Origin of the sequence: Allobosea sp. Root670 (assembly GCF_001429415.1) — a bacterium.
GTDB classification, from domain to species: domain Bacteria; phylum Pseudomonadota; class Alphaproteobacteria; order Rhizobiales; family Beijerinckiaceae; genus Allobosea; species Allobosea robiniae.
In genome coordinates this window covers 331,369-349,215 of record NZ_LMJU01000017.1, presented here as the reverse complement: position 1 = coordinate 349,215, position 17,847 = coordinate 331,369, and the positions used below count along the sequence as shown (strand labels likewise).

Sequence of the window (17,847 nt, the reverse complement as noted above, 5' to 3'; positions counted from 1 at the left end):
TGTCGCTCACAGGGCGGCTCCTGCGACGGCACCGAAATCGGGCTCGCCGGGGAAGGGGAAGCGGATGAAGTCCGGCTTTTCCGCGAGATGGAAGGCGAGCCCGCCGCCGAGCGGCGTTTGTCCCGCGGCGAGCGCGTCGGCCAACCGGTCGAGCCGGAGCATGGCGAGGGCACGGCCATTGGCGCCCGAGCCGATATGGCCGAGTTGCTTGCTGCCGGCCGTGGCCTCGGCACCGGTCTCGGTCGCGATGCCCTCGTCGAAGACGACGGGTACGACGCGGGTGCGGGCGGTGCCGCGATGCTGCATGCGGGAGACGACCTCCTGCCCGATATAGCAGCCCTTCCTGAAGGAGACGCCGCCGAGCTGGTCGAGCAGCGCCTCATGCGGGAAGGTGTCGCCATAGGAGAAGTCGCGCCCGCCGGCGGGAATGCCGAGCGCGATGCGGCGGGCGTGATAGGCCTCCGGCTCGGCGGTGACCAGTGCCTCGATGCCCTCGATATCGGCAATGGCACGCTGGCCGAGCGCCGGCAGGCGCGGGTCGTCATAGACGAAACCGGCATCAGCAGGCAGGGAAGCGCCATCAGCCGAGGCGATGACAGCGCTCTTCTCTGTGAGGTCGTCGAGCGTCACCTTGGCGCGCAGCTTGTAGAGCTTGAGGCGTTTCATCAGGTCGGCGGTCTGGAGCAGGGGGGTGTCGATGAGGAAGCCGCCGCCATCCTCCGGCGCCAGCGCGAGGATGAAGAAATCGCAGATCATCTTGCCCTGTGGCGTCAGCAGCGCGCCATAGCCGGCCTGCCCGGGCACGACCGGATCGAGATCGTTGGTCACGAGGTTCTGCAGGAAATCGCGCGCGTCGTCGCCGCTGACGCGAATGACGCCGCGATCGATCAATCGGGTTGCGGACATGGGCAGCCGTTCCAGTTCTGATGTCGGACGAGGCTCCTCGGCCGAATCGAGATGATGTCGCCACCCGAAAGCTGTTTGGGCTTCCGGGACGGCGCGTTGGCCGATAGGTAGGCTGCATCCCGTCTTTGCTCAACCTTTCGGAGACCTGTCATGCCCCAGACCTACGATGTCATCCTCAAGGGCGGCACGGTGGTGAACCAGGACGGTCGCGTGGCGCGCGATGTCGGCGTCACCGGCGGCAAGATCATGGCGCTGGGCGATCTCTCGCAGGCGTCGGCGGGCGAGGTGGTCGACTGCACCGGCCTGCACATCCTGCCCGGCGTGATCGACTCTCAGGTGCATTTCCGCGAGCCCGGGCTCGATCACAAGGAAGACCTGGAGAGCGGCTCGCGCTCGGCGGCGCTTGGCGGCGTGACCTGCGTCTTCGAGATGCCGAACACGATTCCGCAGACGGTGACGCCGGAGGCGCTGGCCGACAAGGTGAAGCGCGGGCGCCATCGGATGCATTGCGATTTCGCCTTCTGGGTCGGCGGAACACATGAGAACGCGCATGATGTCGCCGAGCTGGAGCGGCTTCCCGGCGCGGCCGGCATCAAGGTGTTCATGGGCTCGTCCACCGGCGACCTGCTGGTCGAGGACGACAAGGGCGTCGCCGAGATCCTGAAGCGGACGCGCCGGCGCGCCGCCTTCCATTCCGAAGACGAGGGGATGCTGCGCGAGCGCATGCCCCTGCGCGTCGAGGGCGATCCGTCGAGCCACCCGGTCTGGCGCTCGCCCGAGGTGGCGCTGACCTGCACCAAGCGGCTAGTGCGGATCGCGCGCGAGACCGGCGCACGCGTCCATATCCTGCACATCTCCACGGCTGAGGAGATGGTCTTCCTCAAGGATCATAAGGATGTCGCGACCGTCGAGGTGCTGCCGAACCATCTGACGCTGGTCGCGCCGGATTGCTACGAGCGGCTCGGCACCTACGCCCAGATGAACCCGCCGATCCGCGACGACAGTCATCGCCAGCGCATCTGGTGGGGCGTGGAGCAGGGCATCGTCGATGTGCTCGGCTCCGACCATGCGCCCCATACCCATGAGGAGAAGCACCATCCTTATCCGGCGAGCCATTCCGGCATGCCGGGCGTGCAGACGCTGGTGCCGATCATGCTCGACCATGTGAATGCCGGCCGGCTGACGCTGGAGCGCTTCGTCGATCTCAGCAGCGCCGGGCCGCAGCGCATCTTCGGGCTGGAAGGCAAGGGCCGGATCGCGGTGGGCTACGATGCCGATTTCACCATCGTCGACCTCAAGCGCCGCGAGACGATCACCAAGGAATGGAGCGCCTCGAAATGCGGCTGGACGCCCTATGACGGCGTCACCGTCACCGGCTGGCCGGTCGGCACCTTCGTGCGCGGGGTCAAGGTGATGTGGGAGGGCGAATTGACGAACCCCTCGCGGGGCGAACCGGCCCGCTTCCTGGAGGCGCTGCCGCGCGGCGCCTGAGGCCGCGCGAAAAATATTTGAAAAAGATTCGCGGCCCGTGTCGATTCGGGCCGTGCCCGTTCGACGTGCCAGCAGAGAACGGGTTCCGGCGGCGTGCCGGAACGCCCGGGTTCTCCCAACCAAGGAGACGATCGATGCGTGTGATGGTTCTGGTCAAGGCGGACAAGGACAGCGAAGCCGGCATCATGCCGAGCGGGGACATCCTCACCAAGATGGGGGCCTATAACGAGGAGCTGGTGAAGGCTGGCGTCATGCTGGCCGGCGATGGCCTGCATCCGAGTTCGAAGGGTATCCGCATGCGCTTCTCGGGCAGCGAGCGGGTGATCACGGACGGGCCCTTCGCCGAGGCCAAGGAGCTGCTCTGCGGCTTCTGGATCTGGCAGGTGAAGTCCTTCGACGAGGCGGTCGAGTGGCTCAAGCGCGCCCCCTTCGACGGCGGCACCGAGATCGAGCTGCGTCGCATCTTCGAGATGGAGGATTTCGGCGAGGCCCTGACGCCGGAATTGCGCGCGCAGGAAGAGCGCATTCAGGCCGGCGCGGCGAAGCTCGCCGGCTGAGCGATCAACTCTCGAAACCGATCCCCCGGAAGGCGCCCGGCCACAGGCTCCGGCGCTTCCGCTCAAGGAGAAAACCGATGCGCTTCATGGTGATGGTCAAGGCAACCAAGGACAGCGAAGCCGGCGCGCCGCCGACCCGCGAACTGCTCGAGGCGATGATGGCCTATAACGAGGAGCTGGTGAAAGCCGGCATCATGAAGGGCGGCGACGGCCTGCAGCCCAGTTCGAAGGGCGTGCGCGTGCAGTTCGACGGCGCCAAGCGCTCCGTCGTCGACGGCCCCTTCGCCGAGACCAAGGAACTCGTCGCCGGCTACTGGCTCTGGGAATGCGCCTCGCTCGACGAGGCGATCGCCTGGGTCAAGCGCTGCCCCAACCCGATGCCCGGTCCGTCCGAGATCGAGATCCGGCCGTTCTTCGAGCTGGCCGATTTCGGCGAGATCGTCACGCCGGAGGCCGCGGCAGCCTGGGATCGGCTCAAGGCCGAGGCCGGCGGCCAGGGCTGAACCATCGGCGTCTCGTCCGAGCCGCTTGCCAGCCTGTATGCTGATGGTGTGTATCGCTTCCCATGTCGGGCAGCGATGCACACCGCACCATCGAGACGGTCTGGCGCATGGAGTCGCCCCGGCTGATCGCGGGGCTTGCGCGCCTGACGCGGGATGTCGGCCGGGCCGAGGAGCTGGCGCAGGACGCGCTGGTCGCGGCGCTGAAGCAGTGGCCCGAAGAGGGCGTGCCGCGCAATCCGGCGGCCTGGCTGATGCAGGTCGCCAAGCATCGCGCGCTCGACACCGCCCGCCACGAGATCATGGCCCGGCGCAAGCAGGATGAGATCGGCCGCGACATCGAGAGCGAAGGGCCGGCGATGCCCGATCTCGACGAGGCGCTCGACGACGAGGTCGGTGACGACCTGCTCCGATTGATCTTCACGGCCTGCCATCCTGTCCTGCCCAAGGAGGCGCGGATCGCGCTGACCTTGCGCCTGCTCGGAGGCCTGACCACCGACGAGATCGCGCGCGCCTTCCTCGTGCCGGAGCCGACGATGGCGCAGCGCATCGTCAGGGCGAAGAAGACGCTGAGCGAGGCGAAGGTGCCCTATGAGGTTCCGGCCGGTGCCGAGCTCGGCGAGCGCCTCGCCTCGGTGCTGGAGGTGGTCTATCTCATCTTCAACGAGGGCTGTGCCGCGACCGCCGGTGAGGACTGGGTCAGGCCGGGGCTTTGCGAGGAGGCATTGAGGCTCGGGCGCATCCTGGCGGCGCGGGCGTCTGACGAGCCCGAGGTCCACGGCCTCGTCGCCCTGATGGAATTGCAGGCCTCGCGATTCCGGGCGCGCGTCGGCCCCGATGGCGAGCCGATCCTGCTGCTCGACCAGAACCGCGCCCGCTGGGATCGCCTGCTGATCGGGCGCGGGCTTGCGGCGCTGGAACGGGCGCAGCAGCTCGCAGGCGTGGTGCCGGGGCCTTATCTGCTGCAGGCGGCGCTCGCGGCCTGCCATGCCCGCGCCCGAACGGCCGAGGAAACCGACTGGAAGCGGATCGTCGCCCTCTACACGGTTCTGGGGCAGGTGACGCCGTCGCCGGTCGTGGAACTCAACCGTGCCGTGGCGGTCAGCATGGCGGACGGACCGGCGGCCGGGCTCGCGCTGGTCGAGGCGCTCGCCGGAGAGCCGGCGCTCAAGCGCTACCACCTGCTGCCGGGCGTGCGCGGCGATCTGCTCGCCAAGCTCGGCCGCCACCGGGAGGCGGCGGAAGCTTTCGAGCATGCGGTCGCGCTGACGCAGAACGCCAGGGAGCGGGTGCTGATGGAGGAACGGGCTGCGAAGGAGCGAACTGCCGATTCATGACGCCGGCCTTGCGGCCGGACTCGCCTCACGGCCCTGGTGCCGCGACCCCGTCGCATTCCGTTGCAACTCTGTTCATGGCGGCGTCTATAAGGGATGTCGCATCCTGATTTGCCTAGAATGAGAGCCTACATGAGCGATAGCGTGAGTCCCCTGGCCGGCAAGCGGCTCGAGCCCGGCCAACTTGTCGACGTGGCAGCCCTCACCAAAGCCTATTATGATGAGCCCGATCCCGCGCAGCGTTCGCAGCAGGTCGCCTTCGGCACATCCGGTCATCGCGGCTCGGCGCTGCTGCGCTCGTTCAACGAGGCGCATATCCTCGGGATCGCGCAGGCGATCTGCCTCTATCGCCGCGAACAGGGGATCGACGGGCCGCTCTTCCTCGGCATCGACACGCATGCGCTCTCGCGCAACGCCTTCGAGACGGTGCTGGAGGTCTTCGCGGCCAATGGCGTCGCCACGATCATCGACGAGAAGCTCGGCTTCACGCCGACCCCGGTGATCTCGCATGCGATCATCGCGCATAACCGTGGCCGCTCGGCCGGGCTCGCCGACGGCGTCGTGATCTCGCCCTCGCATAATCCGCCGGCCGATGGCGGCCTGAAGTACAATCCCCCGCATGGCGGGCCGGCCGATACCGACGCGACCGGCTGGATCGAGAAGCGCGCCAACGCCTTCCTCGCCGACAAGCTCGCCGGCATCCTGCGGATGCCCTATGACAAGGCGCTGAAGAGCGAGCATGTCCACCGGCACGACTACATCACCGGCTATGTCGCCGACCTCGCCAGCGTCGTCGACATGGAGGCGATCCGCCAGGCCGGCGTCGTGATCGGCATCGATCCGCTCGGCGGGGCGGGGCTCGACTACTACCAGCCGATCATCGACCGCTACGGGTTGAACGCGACGATCGTCAGCAAGGAGGTCGATCCGGCCTTCGGCTTCATGACCGCCGACTGGGACGGCAAGATCCGGATGGACTGCTCATCGCCCTATGCGATGGCGAGCCTGATCGGCATGCGCGACCGCTTCGACGTCGCCTTCGCCAACGATACCGACGCCGACCGGCACGGCATCGTGACGCGCAGCAGCGGGCTGATGAACCCGAACCATTATCTCGCGGCGGCGAGCGCCTATCTCTTCGCCAACCGGCCGGGCTGGCGCGCGGATGCGGCGATCGGCAAGACGGCGGTGTCGAGCGCGATCATCGACCGCGTCGCAGCCAAGCTCGGGCGGAAACTCGTCGAGGTTCCCGTCGGCTTCAAATGGTTCGTCGACGGGCTGATCTCGGGCAGCTTCGGCTTCGCCGGCGAGGAGAGCGCCGGTGCCTCCTTCCTGCGCATGGATGGCCCGGCCTGGACCACCGACAAGGACGGCATCATCCTCGGCCTGCTCGCCGCCGAGATCACCGCCAAGACCGGCAGCGACCCCGGCGTGCTCTACGGCAAGCTGACGGCGGAGCTCGGCGAACCGCGCTATGCGCGCGTCGATGCGCCGGCGAGCGCCAGCCAGAAGGCGGTTCTGAAGAACCTCTCGGCCGAGCAGATCGCCACGAAGGAGCTGGCAGGCCAGCCGATCACGGCGATCCTGAGCAAGGCGCCGGGCAACGGCGCGCCGATCGGCGGGGTCAAGGTCACGGCGGCGGATGGCTGGTTCGCGGCGCGCCCGTCGGGCACCGAGGAGGTCTACAAGATCTATGCCGAGAGCTTCCGGGACGAGGCGCATCTCGCCGCGATCCAGGAGGATGCGCGGCGGATCGTCGGGCAGGCCTTCGCGGCGGCCGGGGCCGCCTGAGGCGGGCTTGCCTGCCTTGTCGAGAGAGGTGCGCGACGCTCTATGACAGCGTCGGCCAGGGTCTTGCCGGTGCGCGCATCTCCTCGAAGACGCGCGCAAGACGCAGCACGCCGATATCGTCGAAGGACTGGCCGATGATCTGGAGGCCGATCGGCAGGCCGTCGCCGGAGTAGCCGCAATTGATCGACACCGCCGGCTGGCCGCCCATATTGGCCGATACCGTGAAGGCGATGTGTTCGAAGGGCCGCTGCGGGTCGTTGAGCGGCGAACCCCATTCGGCCGGGTAGGACGGTTCCGGCGCGGTCGGTGAGATGATGAAGTCGATGTCCTTGAGCGCGCCGTGGAGCGCGTTGCGCATCGCGTCGATCTGGGCGAAGCCGGAATAGACATCGCCGCCCGAGAAGTCCTTGGCGGTCACGATCCAATTGAAGATGTAGGGCAGGATCCTGGCTTGCTGCTCGGGCGGGAGGCGCGAGACGTCCTCATAACCTCGCGCCCGCCAGAAGCGGTCGAGACCGTCGATCATGGCGCGCGTCAGGAAAGGCTTGATCGGCACGATGGTGGCGCCGGCATCGGCGAGCAGCGCGGCAGCACCTTGCACGGCCGCGAGCGTCTCGTCGCCGACGGCCTGGCCGAAGCCTGCCTCCAGCCACAGGCCGATCTTCAGGCCCTTCACCGAGCCAGCGAGGTTCAGCCAGTCGATCTCCTGATAGGGCAGGGCCATCGTGTCGCGCCGGTCCGGCCTGGTCAGCACCGACATGTAGAGCGCGGTGTCGGCCACCGTGCGCGTCATCGGCCCGGCGGCGCGCCCGATGAAGGGCGGATCGATCGGCAGACGCCCGGCGGAGGGCTTCAGGCCGACGAGGCCGCACCAGCCGGCCGGCAAACGGATCGAGCCGCCGATATCGGTGCCGATATGCAGCGGGCCGTAGCCGGCGGCGGCCGCAGCCCCGGCGCCGGCACTGGACCCGCCGGGATTGGTCGAGAGATCCCACGGATTGCGCGCCAGCTTGTGGAAGCTCGACAGGCCGGAGGAGAGCATGCCGTAATCGGGCATGGTGGTCTTGGCGAGGATGACGCCGCCCGCTTCCCGCGTGCGGGCTGCCGGGGGCGCATCGGCCGCCGCCGGCACGAGCGTCGTGGCCGCGGTGCCGAGTGGCACCGGCGTCCCCTTCGTCGCGATGTTCTCCTTGATCGTGACGGGTACGCCGTCGATCGCGCCGAGCGGTTCGCCTTTCATCCAGCGCGCCTCGGATTCGAGCGCGCTCGTGCGGGCCGCGTCGGGATCGTAGGCCCAGAGCGCATTGAGGCGCGGCTCCCACGCATCGATGCGCGCGATGACGGCGTCGATCACCTCGACGGGCGAGAGCCTGCGAGCGCGATAGGCTTCGACGAGAGCGACGGCGGTGAGATCGGCAAGTTCGGTCATGCAGTGGCTCTCGTCATATCCAGTCTTCCCGCGGGGCAGAGCCTCGGGGAAGCACCCTAGCCGTGAAAGATCGAGATCGTCTTCATGCTGGCGAAGCCATAAAGGGCCTCGAAACCCTTCTCGCGGCCATGGCCGGATTTCTTGACGCCGCCGAAGGGCAGTTCGACGCCGCCGCCGGCGCCGTAATTGTTGATGAAGACCTGCCCGGCCTGCGCGGCGCGGGCCATGCGCAATTGCCGGCCGCCAACGCTCGTCCAGATGCCGCAGACCAGCCCGTAGGGCGTGCCGTTGGCGAGCGCCAGCGCCTCCTCCTCGCTGTCGAAGGGCATGATCACCTGCACCGGGCCGAAGATCTCCTCCTGCGCCAGCCGGTGGTCGGGCGGGACGTCGCGCAGCAGGGTCGGCGCGACATAGGCGCCGTCCGCCGGTGCTTCCGGAACGATAGTCCCTTGTGCCGCGACCGTCAGGCCGTCCTTGCGGGCGACGCCAAGGAAATCCTCGATGATCGCCTTCTGGCGCTGCGAAACCACGGGGCCGACGGAGAGATCGGACTCGGCCGGGCCGACCTTGAGAGCCCGGTACTTCTCGCTCATGCGGGCGATGACATCTTCGTAGATCGAGCGCTCGACGAGGATGCGCGACGAGGCCGAGCAGGTCTGGCCGGCATTCTGGATGCCGGCATTGACCAGGAAGGGCACGGCGCGGTCGAGATCGGCATCCGCGAAGACCACCTGGGCCGACTTGCCGCCGAGTTCGAGCGTCACCGGCACGGCATTCCGGGCCGCGGCCGTCTGCACCATCTCGCCCGTCCGGGCCGAGCCGGTGAAGGAGATGTGGTTGATGTCCGTGTGCTCGGAAAGGGCTGCCCCGGCCTCGGCGCCGAAGCCCGTGACGATGTTCAGCGCGCCGGTCGGCAGGCCTTCCTCCTGCGCGATCCGCGCGAATTCGAGAATGGTCAGGCAGGCTTCCTCGGCCGGCTTGACGACGGCGGCGTTGCCCATGGCCAGCGCCGCGCCGAGGCTGCGGCCAAGGATCTGCATGGGGTAGTTCCACGGAATGATATGCCCGGTGACGCCATGCGGTTCGTAGATCGTCAGGACGGTGAAGCCGTTCTGGTAGGGAATGGTGTCGCCATGCACCTTGTCGGCGGAGGCGCCGTAGAACTCGAGATAGCGCGCGAGCGCGACGACATCGGCCCGCGCCTGCGTCAGCGGCTTGCCGACATCGCGCGCCTCGATCTCGGTCAGAAGGTCGATGTTCTTGAGTACGCCGGCCCCGATCCGAGTCAGGATGCGCCCGCGCTCGGTCGCGGTCAGGCGGCCCCATTCGCCGGACAGCGCCTGCCGGGCGGCGCGAACCGCGAGATCGACATCCTCGCGCCTGCCGCGCGCGAGCCTTGCCAGCTCCTCACCGGTCGACGGATTCCGAACGGCGATATGCTCGCCATCCACGGCATCGCGCCATTCGTTCGCGATGAAATTGCGGTAGGTCTTCACGTCAGGCCTCGATATGGGTTTGTGGTCCGGCAAGCTGCGCCTTGAGGCGGACAGCCGTTGCATGGATGTGAGCTCGCGCGACGCGCTCGGCTTCGTCGGGCTTGCGCTGTTGGATCGCGTCGAGAATTTCGCTGTGCTCGGCCACAGCGGCGCTCGCCCGCTCGCTCGACAGCGCGAAGGCCGGCGCGAACACCTGAGACGTCAGGTGCAGAAGCGGCACGAGGGTGGCCAGCGACGCGTTCCGGGCCGCGCCGATGATCGCCAGATGAAAATCGACATTCGACTGGGAATAGGCGCTCGGATTCCAGTCGGCGATCTGCTTCTTCTGCAGATCGACCAGCTTCGCCAGTTTCGCGATTTCGTCCGATGTCGCGCGTTCGGCCGCGTTGCGCGCCGCGACGCCGTCCATCGCCTCGCGCACGGCGTAGGCGTCCAGCAGCTTCGGCAGATCGGCCGTCGCGACCCTGACGCCGCTGCCCGGCTTGTTCACGACCAGCCCGTCGCGCTCCAGAACGCGAAACGCCTCGCGCAACGGCGTCCGGCTGATCCCGAATTCGGTGGCGATCCGCTCCTGCCGGAGCGTCGCGCCGGGCGCATAGACCCCGGCATAGATGCGCTCGCGCAGGGCCTGCGCCACCTCATCGAGAAGGCGCGACTGGCTGCGCCATTCGAGCACCTGGTCCATCGGTTTCTCCAAGATCGGGAGGATGGTATCCAGGATACAAGGCCTGTCAACAGGCTCTGGCGCGGTGCGGCCTGGTGGAGGCCCGAAAGGGAAGCAGGCTCTAGCGGGCCGTCGCCATGCCGGCTTCGATGAGGCGATCGATCTCGGCTTCGTTTGCGGCGAGGTGGTCGAGGAAGGCCCCGGCATGGGGCACGCGCTGTCCCGCGCCGGCATAGGGGATACCCTCGCGAACGAAGGCGAACAATCGGCCGGTGACAGTGCCGAGCGGACTGGCCTTCCGCATCTCGATAGCCTGCGCCGCCACCATCAATTCCATCCCGAAGATCGAGCGGCAAAGCGTCGCCATCTCCGCCGTCCGGCGCGCCGCGAGACCGGCCATGCTCGCCCGATCGAGATTGCCGTTCGAATGGCTCGAACTCGCGAGCTCGCTGACGACAGGGGCGCCGAGAAGCCGCGCCTCGGAGGTGATGGATTTGTGAAACTGCGCGAGGCCGTTGAAGCCCGGCAGGCCGACGCCGTCCTCCTCGATCAGGCCGACGCTCAGGCCCGACCAGAATGAATCAGCCTGCTTGGCCAGCCGCTCCGTCGAGCTGGTGACGACGGGCACCATGGCGAGCCGGGCGATATCGAGCGCCATCGCGAGCGCCACCATGTCGAAATTGGCGACCGAGACCAGTTGGCGTTGCTCGATGCCGACGATGGGGTTGTTCTGGCTGGCGCCGAGTTCGATCGCGAGTTGCCGGCCCGCAAAGGCGAGGCTGTCGGCGGCCGTTCCATGGATCAGTGGCAGCGAGCGGAAGCTCAGCGGGTCCTGGAGATGGCGCGGTCCGCCGGCTCGCATCAGATAGCTGCCATCGAGATATGCCCGGATCGCGCGGCCGTGGCGCAGCACGCCGTCGAAGGGACGCGAGTTCAGCGCGGCTTCCGAGACGATCGACGGATTGGCCGCAAAGCCCTCCATGCTGAACGCACCGGCCAGCGTGGCGAGATCGAGCATGCGCTCGAGATCGTGGAAGGCGAGGGCCGCGGTGCCGATCGACAGCGCGCTGGAATTCAGCAGGGCGAGCGCCTCGCCGGCCGCGAATTCATGGTCCTTGTAGAGTTCCAGCGCCAGGTCCGCGATCGGCGACATGTCGCTTTGGCCCATCGAGCCCCAGAGGTGGACATCGACCCGACGATCCCCGTTCAGGGCCTCGACCAGCCTGTCGGCCATCACCGGCCTGACGCCGAGATAGCCGGTCGCCATGCTGTTGAGCAGCACGACCATCATGGCCCGCACGGTCTCGTGCGAGGCGAGGGGGCCGTGCCCCATGTTATGGGTCAGGAGCAGGCGGCGGTTGAATTCGGGAATCTTGTCCGGAGCCAGCATCGTGCCGGTCTTGGCCCCGACGCTGCTGGTGACGCCGTAGATCTTCTCGCCCTTGCGGACTACCTCGTCGACGACCTTGCGCGCGCGGCCGATGCGGTCGACCGCATCCCGCGTGAGAGCCACCCGCGCCCCGAACCGGGCGACCTGAACGACCCCTGCCGGAGTCAGGCCTTGGCCGGAGATGTCGACGACGTTCTGCATGATGATCCGTCCTGGCGGCAATCTGCGATCGGAGTGCGTAGGTGGCGCAGGCGCGATCGATGAAAAGGACAATAATCTAGTTCATCGGATTAATGATGCGTCTGCGGCTCGTCAACCGCCGGTTGTTGGGGTAGCCTGCCGATTGTCGCAAGCCTGATCGGGAGCCGCATGATCGTCCGCAGCGTTTCTTCGAAGCCGTTGGATTTCAAACGGTCCGGTATTTCCCGCTATCATCAGCTCGCCACGCTGTTCCGGCGCCGGATCGAGGCCGGGCAATGGCAGGTCGGCGCACAGATTCCGACCGTCGACGAGCTCGCCACCGAATGCGGCGTGGCGCGGGCGACGATCCGTCAGGCGCTGGACCTGCTCGAAGACGACCAGCTGATCGAACGCTACCGCGCGCGCGGCACATTCGTGCGCAAGCGCCCGGCGGAGAATTTGTGGTGCGCGGTCGGGACGGACTGGTCGGGCCTGCTGCGCCCGAGCTACGACGCGACGATCGAGATCCTCCATGACGAGCCCGACAGGGTCCTCCATGCCTTCGAAGAGCAGATCGGGACGCTTGCCCCGGCCTATCGCCATGTCCGGCGCCGTCACTGGCGGCATGGGCAGCCCTTTCTTCTGGCCGATCTTCATATCGACGAACGGCTCCGCGACCGCATCGCCCAGCGCGACCTCGAATCGAAGACGGCCCTGCGCCTGATCTCCGAAGTCGAGGGCGTCGAGATCATGGATGCGCGCCAGACGCTGACCATCGGCACGGCGGATATCGAGACCAGCGAGGCGCTCGGGATTTCCCTGGATTCCCCGGTCGCCTTCGTCCACCGGCAGGCCCTGGATCAGGATGGCGTGCTGGTGCTCGATGCGAAGGGCATCTACCGCGGGGATGTCGTCAAGTTCGACGTGAAGCTGCGGTAGGAATCACCGTCCTTTGAACTCGGGCGGGCGCTTGTCCAGAAAGGCACGCATTCCCTCTTTCTGGTCCTGCGTGTCGAAAAGCTGGACGAAGGCCTTGCGCTCCAGCGCGAGCGCCGTGTCCAGGGGTACATCCTGCCCGAGCTGCACGACCTCCTTGATCGCCTGGACGGCGAGCGGCGGCATCGAAGCTACCGTCCGAGCGATGGCCAGCGAACGGTCGAGAGCATTGCCGTCAGGCACGACCTCCGAGAGCAGGCCCGCCTGGAAGGCTTCGGTCGCGGTCAACGGCTCGCCCGTCAGGGCCAGCTTCATGGTGCGGTACTTGCCGATGGCCCGCAGCAGGCGCTGCGTACCGCCGGCGCCGGGCATGATGCCGACGCGGATTTCCGGCTGGCCGAAGCGGGCGCCTTCGCCGGCGACGATCATGTCGCAGCAGAGTGCCGTCTCGCAGCCGCCGCCCAGCGCATAGCCTTCGACGGCCGCGATCAGGATCTTCGGGCAGCGCCTGAGCACCGTGAACATCCGGTCGGTCGCGAGCGCCTGATGCTGGGCCGGGCTCATCGGCTCCATCTCGGCGATATCCGTGCCGGCGATGAAATAGCCGCCGGCGCCGGTCAGGACGATGACGCGCACGCTGGTGTCGGCCTCGAGCGTCAGAACCGCGTCGGCGATGCGCGCCTTGATGTCGAGATTGAGCGCGTTGCGGCGCTCCGGGCGGTTCAGCGTGATGACCGCGACGCCATCGGATGCGTGGCGGACGGCGACGGCTTCACTCGAATCCATCTAGCCGCCTCCGAAGACCGGCTTGCGCTTTTCGGCGAAGGCGCGCTGCGCCTCCTTGGTATCCTCCGACGAGGCGAGGGCCACGGTCTGCGATTGCTCGAAGCGGTAGCCGTCGCGCAGTTCGAGGCCTTCGGTGACATTGAAGGATCGCTTGGCCGCCTGGACCGCCGAAGGGCTTTTCGAGGCGATCTCGCGCGCGATCTCCTGGGCCAGCCCGAGCAGGCGCTCGGCCGGGACGCAGTCCGAGGCGACGCCCATGCGGTAGAGCTCCGCGCCGCGCATCCGGCGCGCCGTATAGATCAGCATCCTCGCATCGGATTCCCGGAAGAAGCGCCTGACATGGCTGACCCCGCCGGCGAGCCCGACATCGACCTCGGTCATCGCGAAGAAGGCCTCCTCCGCCACGAGGATGATGTCGCAGCACAGGGCCAGCACGCAGCCCGCGCCGATCGCCGCGCCATTGACCGCGGCGATGACGGGCTTGGAGCATTCCATCACCGTGTCGAAGGACGCGCGCACGAGACGGTTATGGCGGGGATAGGCGCCCGCCTCCTCTGCCAGTCCGGGCCGCTCCTTCAGGTCGGCGCCTGCCGAGAAAGTCTTTCCGGCGCCGGTCAGCACGATCGCGCGCACGTCGGAGCGGTCGCTGAGGCTGTCGAAGACAGCGACGATCTCCTCCCGAAACTGGCGGTTCTGCGCGTTGACCGGCGGCCGGTCAATCGTCACCGTCGCGACGAAGTCGCTGACGCTGACGGTCAGGGTTTCGGGGGTGTTGGTCATCTCAAACTCCGTAACGAACACGGCTTCGGGCCAGCATCAGAGCCCGTAGAGCTTGCGGGGATTGTCGACGAGAATCTGCTGGCGAAGCCCGGCATCCGGAACCCATTCGGCGAACAGGTCGAGCAGATGCCCGACATCGGGAGCCCGCTCGGCCAGGCGAAGATGCGGCCAGTCCGAGCCCCAGATCACCCGCTCCGGGTTGGCCTGGATCAGCGCATCATGGAACGGGCGGGCATCGGCATAATCCGGGAACTCCTGGGAGACGCGGCACAGAACGAGCTTGATCCAGAGCCAGCCTTCGCGAAGCGCGTCGAGGATCATCCTGAACGACGGATCGCCCAGCCTGCGCGCGATCTGCAGGCCCGCCATATGGTCCAGCACGATCGGGAGGCCACTGGCGCGGTAGAGCGGCAGGTTCGCGACATGCCGGTCGATCCCGGCCCAGATCTCGGCATGCCAGCCCCTCTTGCGCATGCCGGGAACCAAGGCGGCGAGAGCCTCGGTGCTGACCGATCCGGGAAAGGGGCCTGTGCCTCCGGGCACCGTCATGTCGTTGAAACGCAAGCCCCGGATGCCCGCCGCGTCCCAGGCATCGAGATCGGCCTGCGGCACCCGCTCGCTCGCGGCGGCGATGCCGCGCAGGCGCCCGCCACCTTGCGAGAGGGCGTCGAGGATCGGCGCGGGATCCTCGCCATAGGCGCCGGGCTGGACGAGGACGCCATGGGCCAGGCCGATGCGATCCAGCATGCCGCGATGCGCTGCCGCTGGTGCCAAGGGCGCCGCGTAATGCATCCGGTGCGACACGGGAAAGCGCTCATAGGGGCCGAAGACATGTGCGTGGCAGTCGCAGGCTCCGGCCGGCAGCGGCCAGCCGGGAGGGCGGTGCGATCTCGGGAGGACGGTCTCAGTCACGGCTGATGTCCTCGGCCACCCGCAGGGAGGCGGGCAAGCGTGTCGGCCCGTCCTGCAGCCTGGGCAGGGGCGGAGCCGCTCCGTCCGGCAGCGGGATTCCATGCGCGTTCAGCGTCATCGACACCATCGTGTAGTAACCGATCACGCCGGTGAGCTCGACCGCGCCGCGCGCGCCCCATCGCCCGACGATCGCGGCATGCACGTCGTCGGGAACGGTGCCGGTCTGCACGAGCAGGCGGGCATATTCATAGACCTCCCGCTCCTCGTCCGCGACGAAGACCGGGGCCTGGCCCTGCCGGATGGCCTCGATGCTGGCGGCGTCAAGGCCGGCGACCTTCGCCGCCTCGGCGTGGATGTAGAATTCCAGCTGGCTGTTCCAGTGCCGGCCGGCGACGATGATGGCGAGCTCGTTGAGCTTCGGCGGCAGCAGTGTGGAATAGCGCAGGAACTCGCCGAGACGGGACCAGCGCGTCGCGAGTTCCGGGCTATGGATGACGGCCCGCAATGGCCCGACCAGCCGACCGCGCGGCCCAGAGACGACCTCGTCATAGACCTTGCGCTGCTCGGTTGTCAGCTCGTCGACGGCCGGGAGGTGGAGGCGACCCATTCTGTCTTCCATCAAGCTTGCTCGGCCAGGCCGATGTCACGGAGGATCTCGTCGGTATGCTCGCCGAGCAAGGGTGGGGGACGGTCGAACGCGAGCGGCTCGTTCGCGAAATTCAGCGGGCTGACGACCTGCGGAACCGTGCCGGCGAGCGGATGCGGCAGGTGGCGCAGCATGCCGCGATGCCTGACCTGCGGATCGTCGAACACCTCAGGGACCGTGTTGATCGGCGCGCAGGGGACGCCGGCGGCATCGAGCGCGGCGATGAGCGCGTCGCGGTCGAAGCGGCCGAAAGCGGCGCGCAGCAACGGATCCAGCAGGCCGTGATTGGTCACACGCGCCGGATTGGTGGCGAAGCGCGCATCCTGCGCCCACTGCGCCTCGCCCAAGGCGTCGCAGAGCTTGGCGAATTGCCCGTCATTGCCGACTGCGAGGACGATGAATCCGTCGGCGCAGGGGAAGACGTCCTGGGGCTGGATGTTGGGGTGGCGGTTGCCGCCACGCACGGGCGCGCGGCCCGAGACCAGCCAGTTCATCGCCTGGTTGGCGAGGAAGCCGGTCTGAACATCCAGCATGGCGAGATCGATATTGTCGCCCTTGCCGGTTTCGTTGCGCCTGACGAGCGCCGCGAGCACGCCGACCGCCGTGTACATGCCGGTCATGAGGTCGACGATGGGAACGCCGACCTTCTGCGGCCCGGCGCCCGGCATGCCCTCGCGCTCGCCGGTGACGCTCATCAGGCCGCCCATGGCCTGGATCGCGAAATCATAGGCCGCCGCCGACTTGCGAGGACCGCTTTGCCCGAAGCCGGTCACCGAGGCGAAGATCAGGCGCGGATTGATCGCCTTGAGCGCCTCGTAGTCGAGACCGTAGCGCTTGAGCGTCCCGACCTTGTAGTTCTCGACGACGATATCGCTCGTGGCAGCCAGCCGGCGGACGACCTCCTGGCCCTTCGCGCTGGTGATATCGACGGTGATCGAGCGCTTGCCGCGATTGACCGAGAGGTAGTAGCCGGCCTCGCTGGTCGGGTTGCCGGCCTCGTCCTTGAGATAGGGCGGCCCCCAGGCCCGGGTATCGTCGCCGGCGCCGGGGCGCTCGACCTTGATGACGTCGGCGCCGAGATCGGCGAGAATCTGGGTCGCCCAGGGACCGGCCATGATACGGCTGAGATCGAGGACCCGGACATGGCTGAGGGGGCCTTGGCGTCGGATATCAGCCATCGTCCTTGACCTCGGTTGCGATGGCCGACGGGCGCTGGCGGAATTCGTCATGCCATTGCGCGAGCCTGGGGTGGCTCGCCCGCCAGTCGAGATCCTCGAAGCGGAAATCGAGATAGGACAGGCAGCAGCCGAGCGCGATTCCCGAAAGCTGCAGCGGCCCCGGCGCGATCGGGCCGGCTTCGCTCTCGAAACGCGCGAGGGAGGCCGACGCCTTGGTGGCGAAGCTCGACAGCCACTCCGCCGTCTGCCGTTCCGCCGGCTTGTTGCGCTCGTTGCGCCAGAGGATCAGCAGGTCGAGAAACCCGGTCGCGAGTTCGTGCCGGCTGAGTTCTTTCCAGCGCTCCGGCCCCGCGGCGGGGATGATGATGCCGCCGCCGGCGAGCGAATCGAGATATTCGCAGATCAGGCCGGAAACGATCAGCACCGTGCCGTCGGCCAGGACCAGCGTTGGGATCTTGCTCAGCGGATTGTCGGGCAGCAGGTCCGGGTTCGGCTTGGTCATCTGGACGACCGTGCGCCGCAGCGTCAAACGATCGACGAGGCCGAGCTCATGCGCGGCCACCATCACCTTTCGCACGAAAGGCGATCGCGGCGACCAGTGAAGTGTCATATCGCCCATTGCATGCTCCCCGCCTGGACAGGCGTCGCCTTGTTAAGTCAGCTTTATGACCCATAGCGATCAGATGCCTGCCTGTCGAGCGCGGCCACGGCGCGGATCTGTAAAGTAACCTGCGGCGAAGCGAATCGGGCAAATATCGCCATGTTTGGCAAATTCTTTCGCGTGCTGGATGGAGGTGCGGCAGAAGCCACCCCTGCGCCCCAGTTGACGGCGGCATCCCTCGCCAATAGGCTAGTCTTATGACCTTTAAAG

At 67.5% G+C, this 17,847-nt stretch carries 17 protein-coding genes; 6 read left to right on the top strand and 11 right to left on the bottom strand.

The window, feature by feature from the left end; all coding sequences use genetic code 11:
• Positions 1-6 precede the first annotated feature (6 nt).
• A complete protein-coding gene (locus ASE61_RS19635; RefSeq protein ID WP_061969774.1) occupies positions 7-906 on the bottom strand; it encodes a YgfZ/GcvT domain-containing protein in 900 nt (299 codons plus the stop codon).
• A gap of 150 nt (positions 907-1,056) precedes the next feature.
• Between ASE61_RS19635 and ASE61_RS19630 the strand changes: the two genes are divergently transcribed.
• The 5 genes from ASE61_RS19630 to pgm all read left to right on the top strand — a co-directional run bounded on the left by ASE61_RS19630 (position 1,057) and on the right by pgm (position 6,579).
• Positions 1,057-2,397 carry a dihydroorotase gene (locus ASE61_RS19630; protein WP_061969772.1) on the top strand — a complete coding sequence of 447 codons (1,341 nt, stop codon included), beginning with the start codon at positions 1,057-1,059 and terminating at the stop codon, positions 2,395-2,397.
• 134 nt (positions 2,398-2,531) lie between these two features.
• A complete protein-coding gene (locus ASE61_RS19625) occupies positions 2,532-2,954 on the top strand; it encodes a YciI family protein (RefSeq protein ID WP_061969770.1) in 423 nt (140 codons plus the stop codon).
• Between the two features lie 77 nt (positions 2,955-3,031).
• Complete coding sequence (locus tag ASE61_RS19620) at positions 3,032-3,457, top strand: YciI family protein (protein ID WP_061969768.1); 426 nt, start codon at positions 3,032-3,034, stop codon at positions 3,455-3,457.
• 62 nt (positions 3,458-3,519) lie between these two features.
• Complete coding sequence (locus ASE61_RS19615) at positions 3,520-4,791, top strand: RNA polymerase sigma factor (protein ID WP_061969766.1); 1,272 nt, start codon at positions 3,520-3,522, stop codon at positions 4,789-4,791.
• A gap of 129 nt (positions 4,792-4,920) precedes the next feature.
• Positions 4,921-6,579: a phosphoglucomutase (alpha-D-glucose-1,6-bisphosphate-dependent) gene (gene pgm, locus ASE61_RS19610; protein ID WP_061969764.1), complete on the top strand. Its 1,659-nt coding sequence runs from the start codon at positions 4,921-4,923 to the stop codon at positions 6,577-6,579.
• A gap of 40 nt (positions 6,580-6,619) precedes the next feature.
• On the opposite strand, the gene ASE61_RS19605 is transcribed toward pgm, so the two are convergent.
• The 4 genes from ASE61_RS19605 to ASE61_RS19590 form a co-directional block, all read right to left on the bottom strand.
• Positions 6,620-8,008: an amidase gene (locus ASE61_RS19605; protein ID WP_061969763.1), complete on the bottom strand. Its 1,389-nt coding sequence runs from the start codon at positions 8,006-8,008 to the stop codon at positions 6,620-6,622.
• Positions 8,009-8,064: 56 nt separating this feature from the next.
• A complete protein-coding gene (locus tag ASE61_RS19600) occupies positions 8,065-9,504 on the bottom strand; it encodes an aldehyde dehydrogenase family protein (protein ID WP_244492919.1) in 1,440 nt (479 codons plus the stop codon).
• Between the two features lies 1 nt (position 9,505).
• The gene (locus tag ASE61_RS19595) at positions 9,506-10,189 is read right to left on the bottom strand and encodes a GntR family transcriptional regulator (RefSeq protein ID WP_061969759.1); all 684 of its coding nucleotides are present in this window, start codon (positions 10,187-10,189) and stop codon (positions 9,506-9,508) included.
• 100 nt (positions 10,190-10,289) lie between these two features.
• Positions 10,290-11,759 carry an aromatic amino acid ammonia-lyase gene (locus ASE61_RS19590; protein ID WP_061969757.1) on the bottom strand — a complete coding sequence of 490 codons (1,470 nt, stop codon included), beginning with the start codon at positions 11,757-11,759 and terminating at the stop codon, positions 10,290-10,292.
• A 168-nt stretch (positions 11,760-11,927) separates the two neighbouring features.
• On the opposite strand from ASE61_RS19590, the gene ASE61_RS19585 reads away from it, so the two are divergent.
• Positions 11,928-12,677 (top strand): GntR family transcriptional regulator, encoded by a 750-nt coding sequence (locus ASE61_RS19585; protein WP_082617565.1) that lies wholly within the window; start codon positions 11,928-11,930, stop codon positions 12,675-12,677.
• A gap of 3 nt (positions 12,678-12,680) precedes the next feature.
• Here ASE61_RS19585 and ASE61_RS19580 read toward each other — a convergent pair whose 3' ends face one another.
• The 6 genes from ASE61_RS19580 to ASE61_RS19555 are packed head-to-tail and all read right to left on the bottom strand — an operon-like array spanning position 12,681 to position 17,595.
• Positions 12,681-13,460: an enoyl-CoA hydratase-related protein gene (locus ASE61_RS19580; protein ID WP_061969755.1), complete on the bottom strand. Its 780-nt coding sequence runs from the start codon at positions 13,458-13,460 to the stop codon at positions 12,681-12,683.
• Entirely contained in the window at positions 13,461-14,240 is a 780-nt protein-coding gene (locus ASE61_RS19575; protein WP_061969753.1) for an enoyl-CoA hydratase/isomerase family protein, read from the bottom strand.
• Positions 14,241-14,276: 36 nt separating this feature from the next.
• Positions 14,277-15,152 carry an amidohydrolase family protein gene (locus ASE61_RS19570; RefSeq protein ID WP_061969751.1) on the bottom strand — a complete coding sequence of 292 codons (876 nt, stop codon included), beginning with the start codon at positions 15,150-15,152 and terminating at the stop codon, positions 14,277-14,279.
• On the bottom strand, positions 15,145-15,759 hold the full coding sequence (locus ASE61_RS19565; protein ID WP_061969749.1) for a carboxymuconolactone decarboxylase family protein: 615 nt from the start codon (positions 15,757-15,759) through the stop codon (positions 15,145-15,147). Before ASE61_RS19565 ends, ASE61_RS19570 begins: the two co-directional genes overlap by 8 nt.
• A gap of 11 nt (positions 15,760-15,770) precedes the next feature.
• Positions 15,771-16,976 carry a CaiB/BaiF CoA transferase family protein gene (locus ASE61_RS19560; protein ID WP_061969747.1) on the bottom strand — a complete coding sequence of 402 codons (1,206 nt, stop codon included), beginning with the start codon at positions 16,974-16,976 and terminating at the stop codon, positions 15,771-15,773.
• The gene (locus ASE61_RS19555) at positions 16,969-17,595 is read right to left on the bottom strand and encodes a glutathione S-transferase family protein (RefSeq protein ID WP_200959665.1); all 627 of its coding nucleotides are present in this window, start codon (positions 17,593-17,595) and stop codon (positions 16,969-16,971) included. Before ASE61_RS19555 ends, ASE61_RS19560 begins: the two co-directional genes overlap by 8 nt.
• Positions 17,596-17,847: the final 252 nt, after the last annotated feature.

Coding starts and splice junctions, on each gene's coding strand:
- ASE61_RS19635 (WP_061969774.1), bottom strand. CDS start 906: ATGTCCGCAACCCGATTGATCGATCGCGGCGTCATTCGCGTCAGCGGC.
- ASE61_RS19630 (WP_061969772.1), top strand. CDS start 1,057: ATGCCCCAGACCTACGATGTCATCCTCAAGGGCGGCACGGTGGTGAAC.
- ASE61_RS19625 (WP_061969770.1), top strand. CDS start 2,532: ATGCGTGTGATGGTTCTGGTCAAGGCGGACAAGGACAGCGAAGCCGGC.
- ASE61_RS19620 (WP_061969768.1), top strand. CDS start 3,032: ATGCGCTTCATGGTGATGGTCAAGGCAACCAAGGACAGCGAAGCCGGC.
- ASE61_RS19615 (WP_061969766.1), top strand. CDS start 3,520: ATGTCGGGCAGCGATGCACACCGCACCATCGAGACGGTCTGGCGCATG.
- pgm (WP_061969764.1), top strand. CDS start 4,921: ATGAGCGATAGCGTGAGTCCCCTGGCCGGCAAGCGGCTCGAGCCCGGC.
- ASE61_RS19605 (WP_061969763.1), bottom strand. CDS start 8,008: ATGACCGAACTTGCCGATCTCACCGCCGTCGCTCTCGTCGAAGCCTAT.
- ASE61_RS19595 (WP_061969759.1), bottom strand. CDS start 10,189: ATGGACCAGGTGCTCGAATGGCGCAGCCAGTCGCGCCTTCTCGATGAG.
- ASE61_RS19590 (WP_061969757.1), bottom strand. CDS start 11,759: ATGCAGAACGTCGTCGACATCTCCGGCCAAGGCCTGACTCCGGCAGGG.
- ASE61_RS19585 (WP_082617565.1), top strand. CDS start 11,928: ATGATCGTCCGCAGCGTTTCTTCGAAGCCGTTGGATTTCAAACGGTCC.
- ASE61_RS19580 (WP_061969755.1), bottom strand. CDS start 13,460: ATGGATTCGAGTGAAGCCGTCGCCGTCCGCCACGCATCCGATGGCGTC.
- ASE61_RS19575 (WP_061969753.1), bottom strand. CDS start 14,240: ATGACCAACACCCCCGAAACCCTGACCGTCAGCGTCAGCGACTTCGTC.
- ASE61_RS19565 (WP_061969749.1), bottom strand. CDS start 15,759: ATGGGTCGCCTCCACCTCCCGGCCGTCGACGAGCTGACAACCGAGCAG.
- ASE61_RS19560 (WP_061969747.1), bottom strand. CDS start 16,976: ATGGCTGATATCCGACGCCAAGGCCCCCTCAGCCATGTCCGGGTCCTC.
- ASE61_RS19555 (WP_200959665.1), bottom strand. CDS start 17,595: ATGGGCGATATGACACTTCACTGGTCGCCGCGATCGCCTTTCGTGCGA.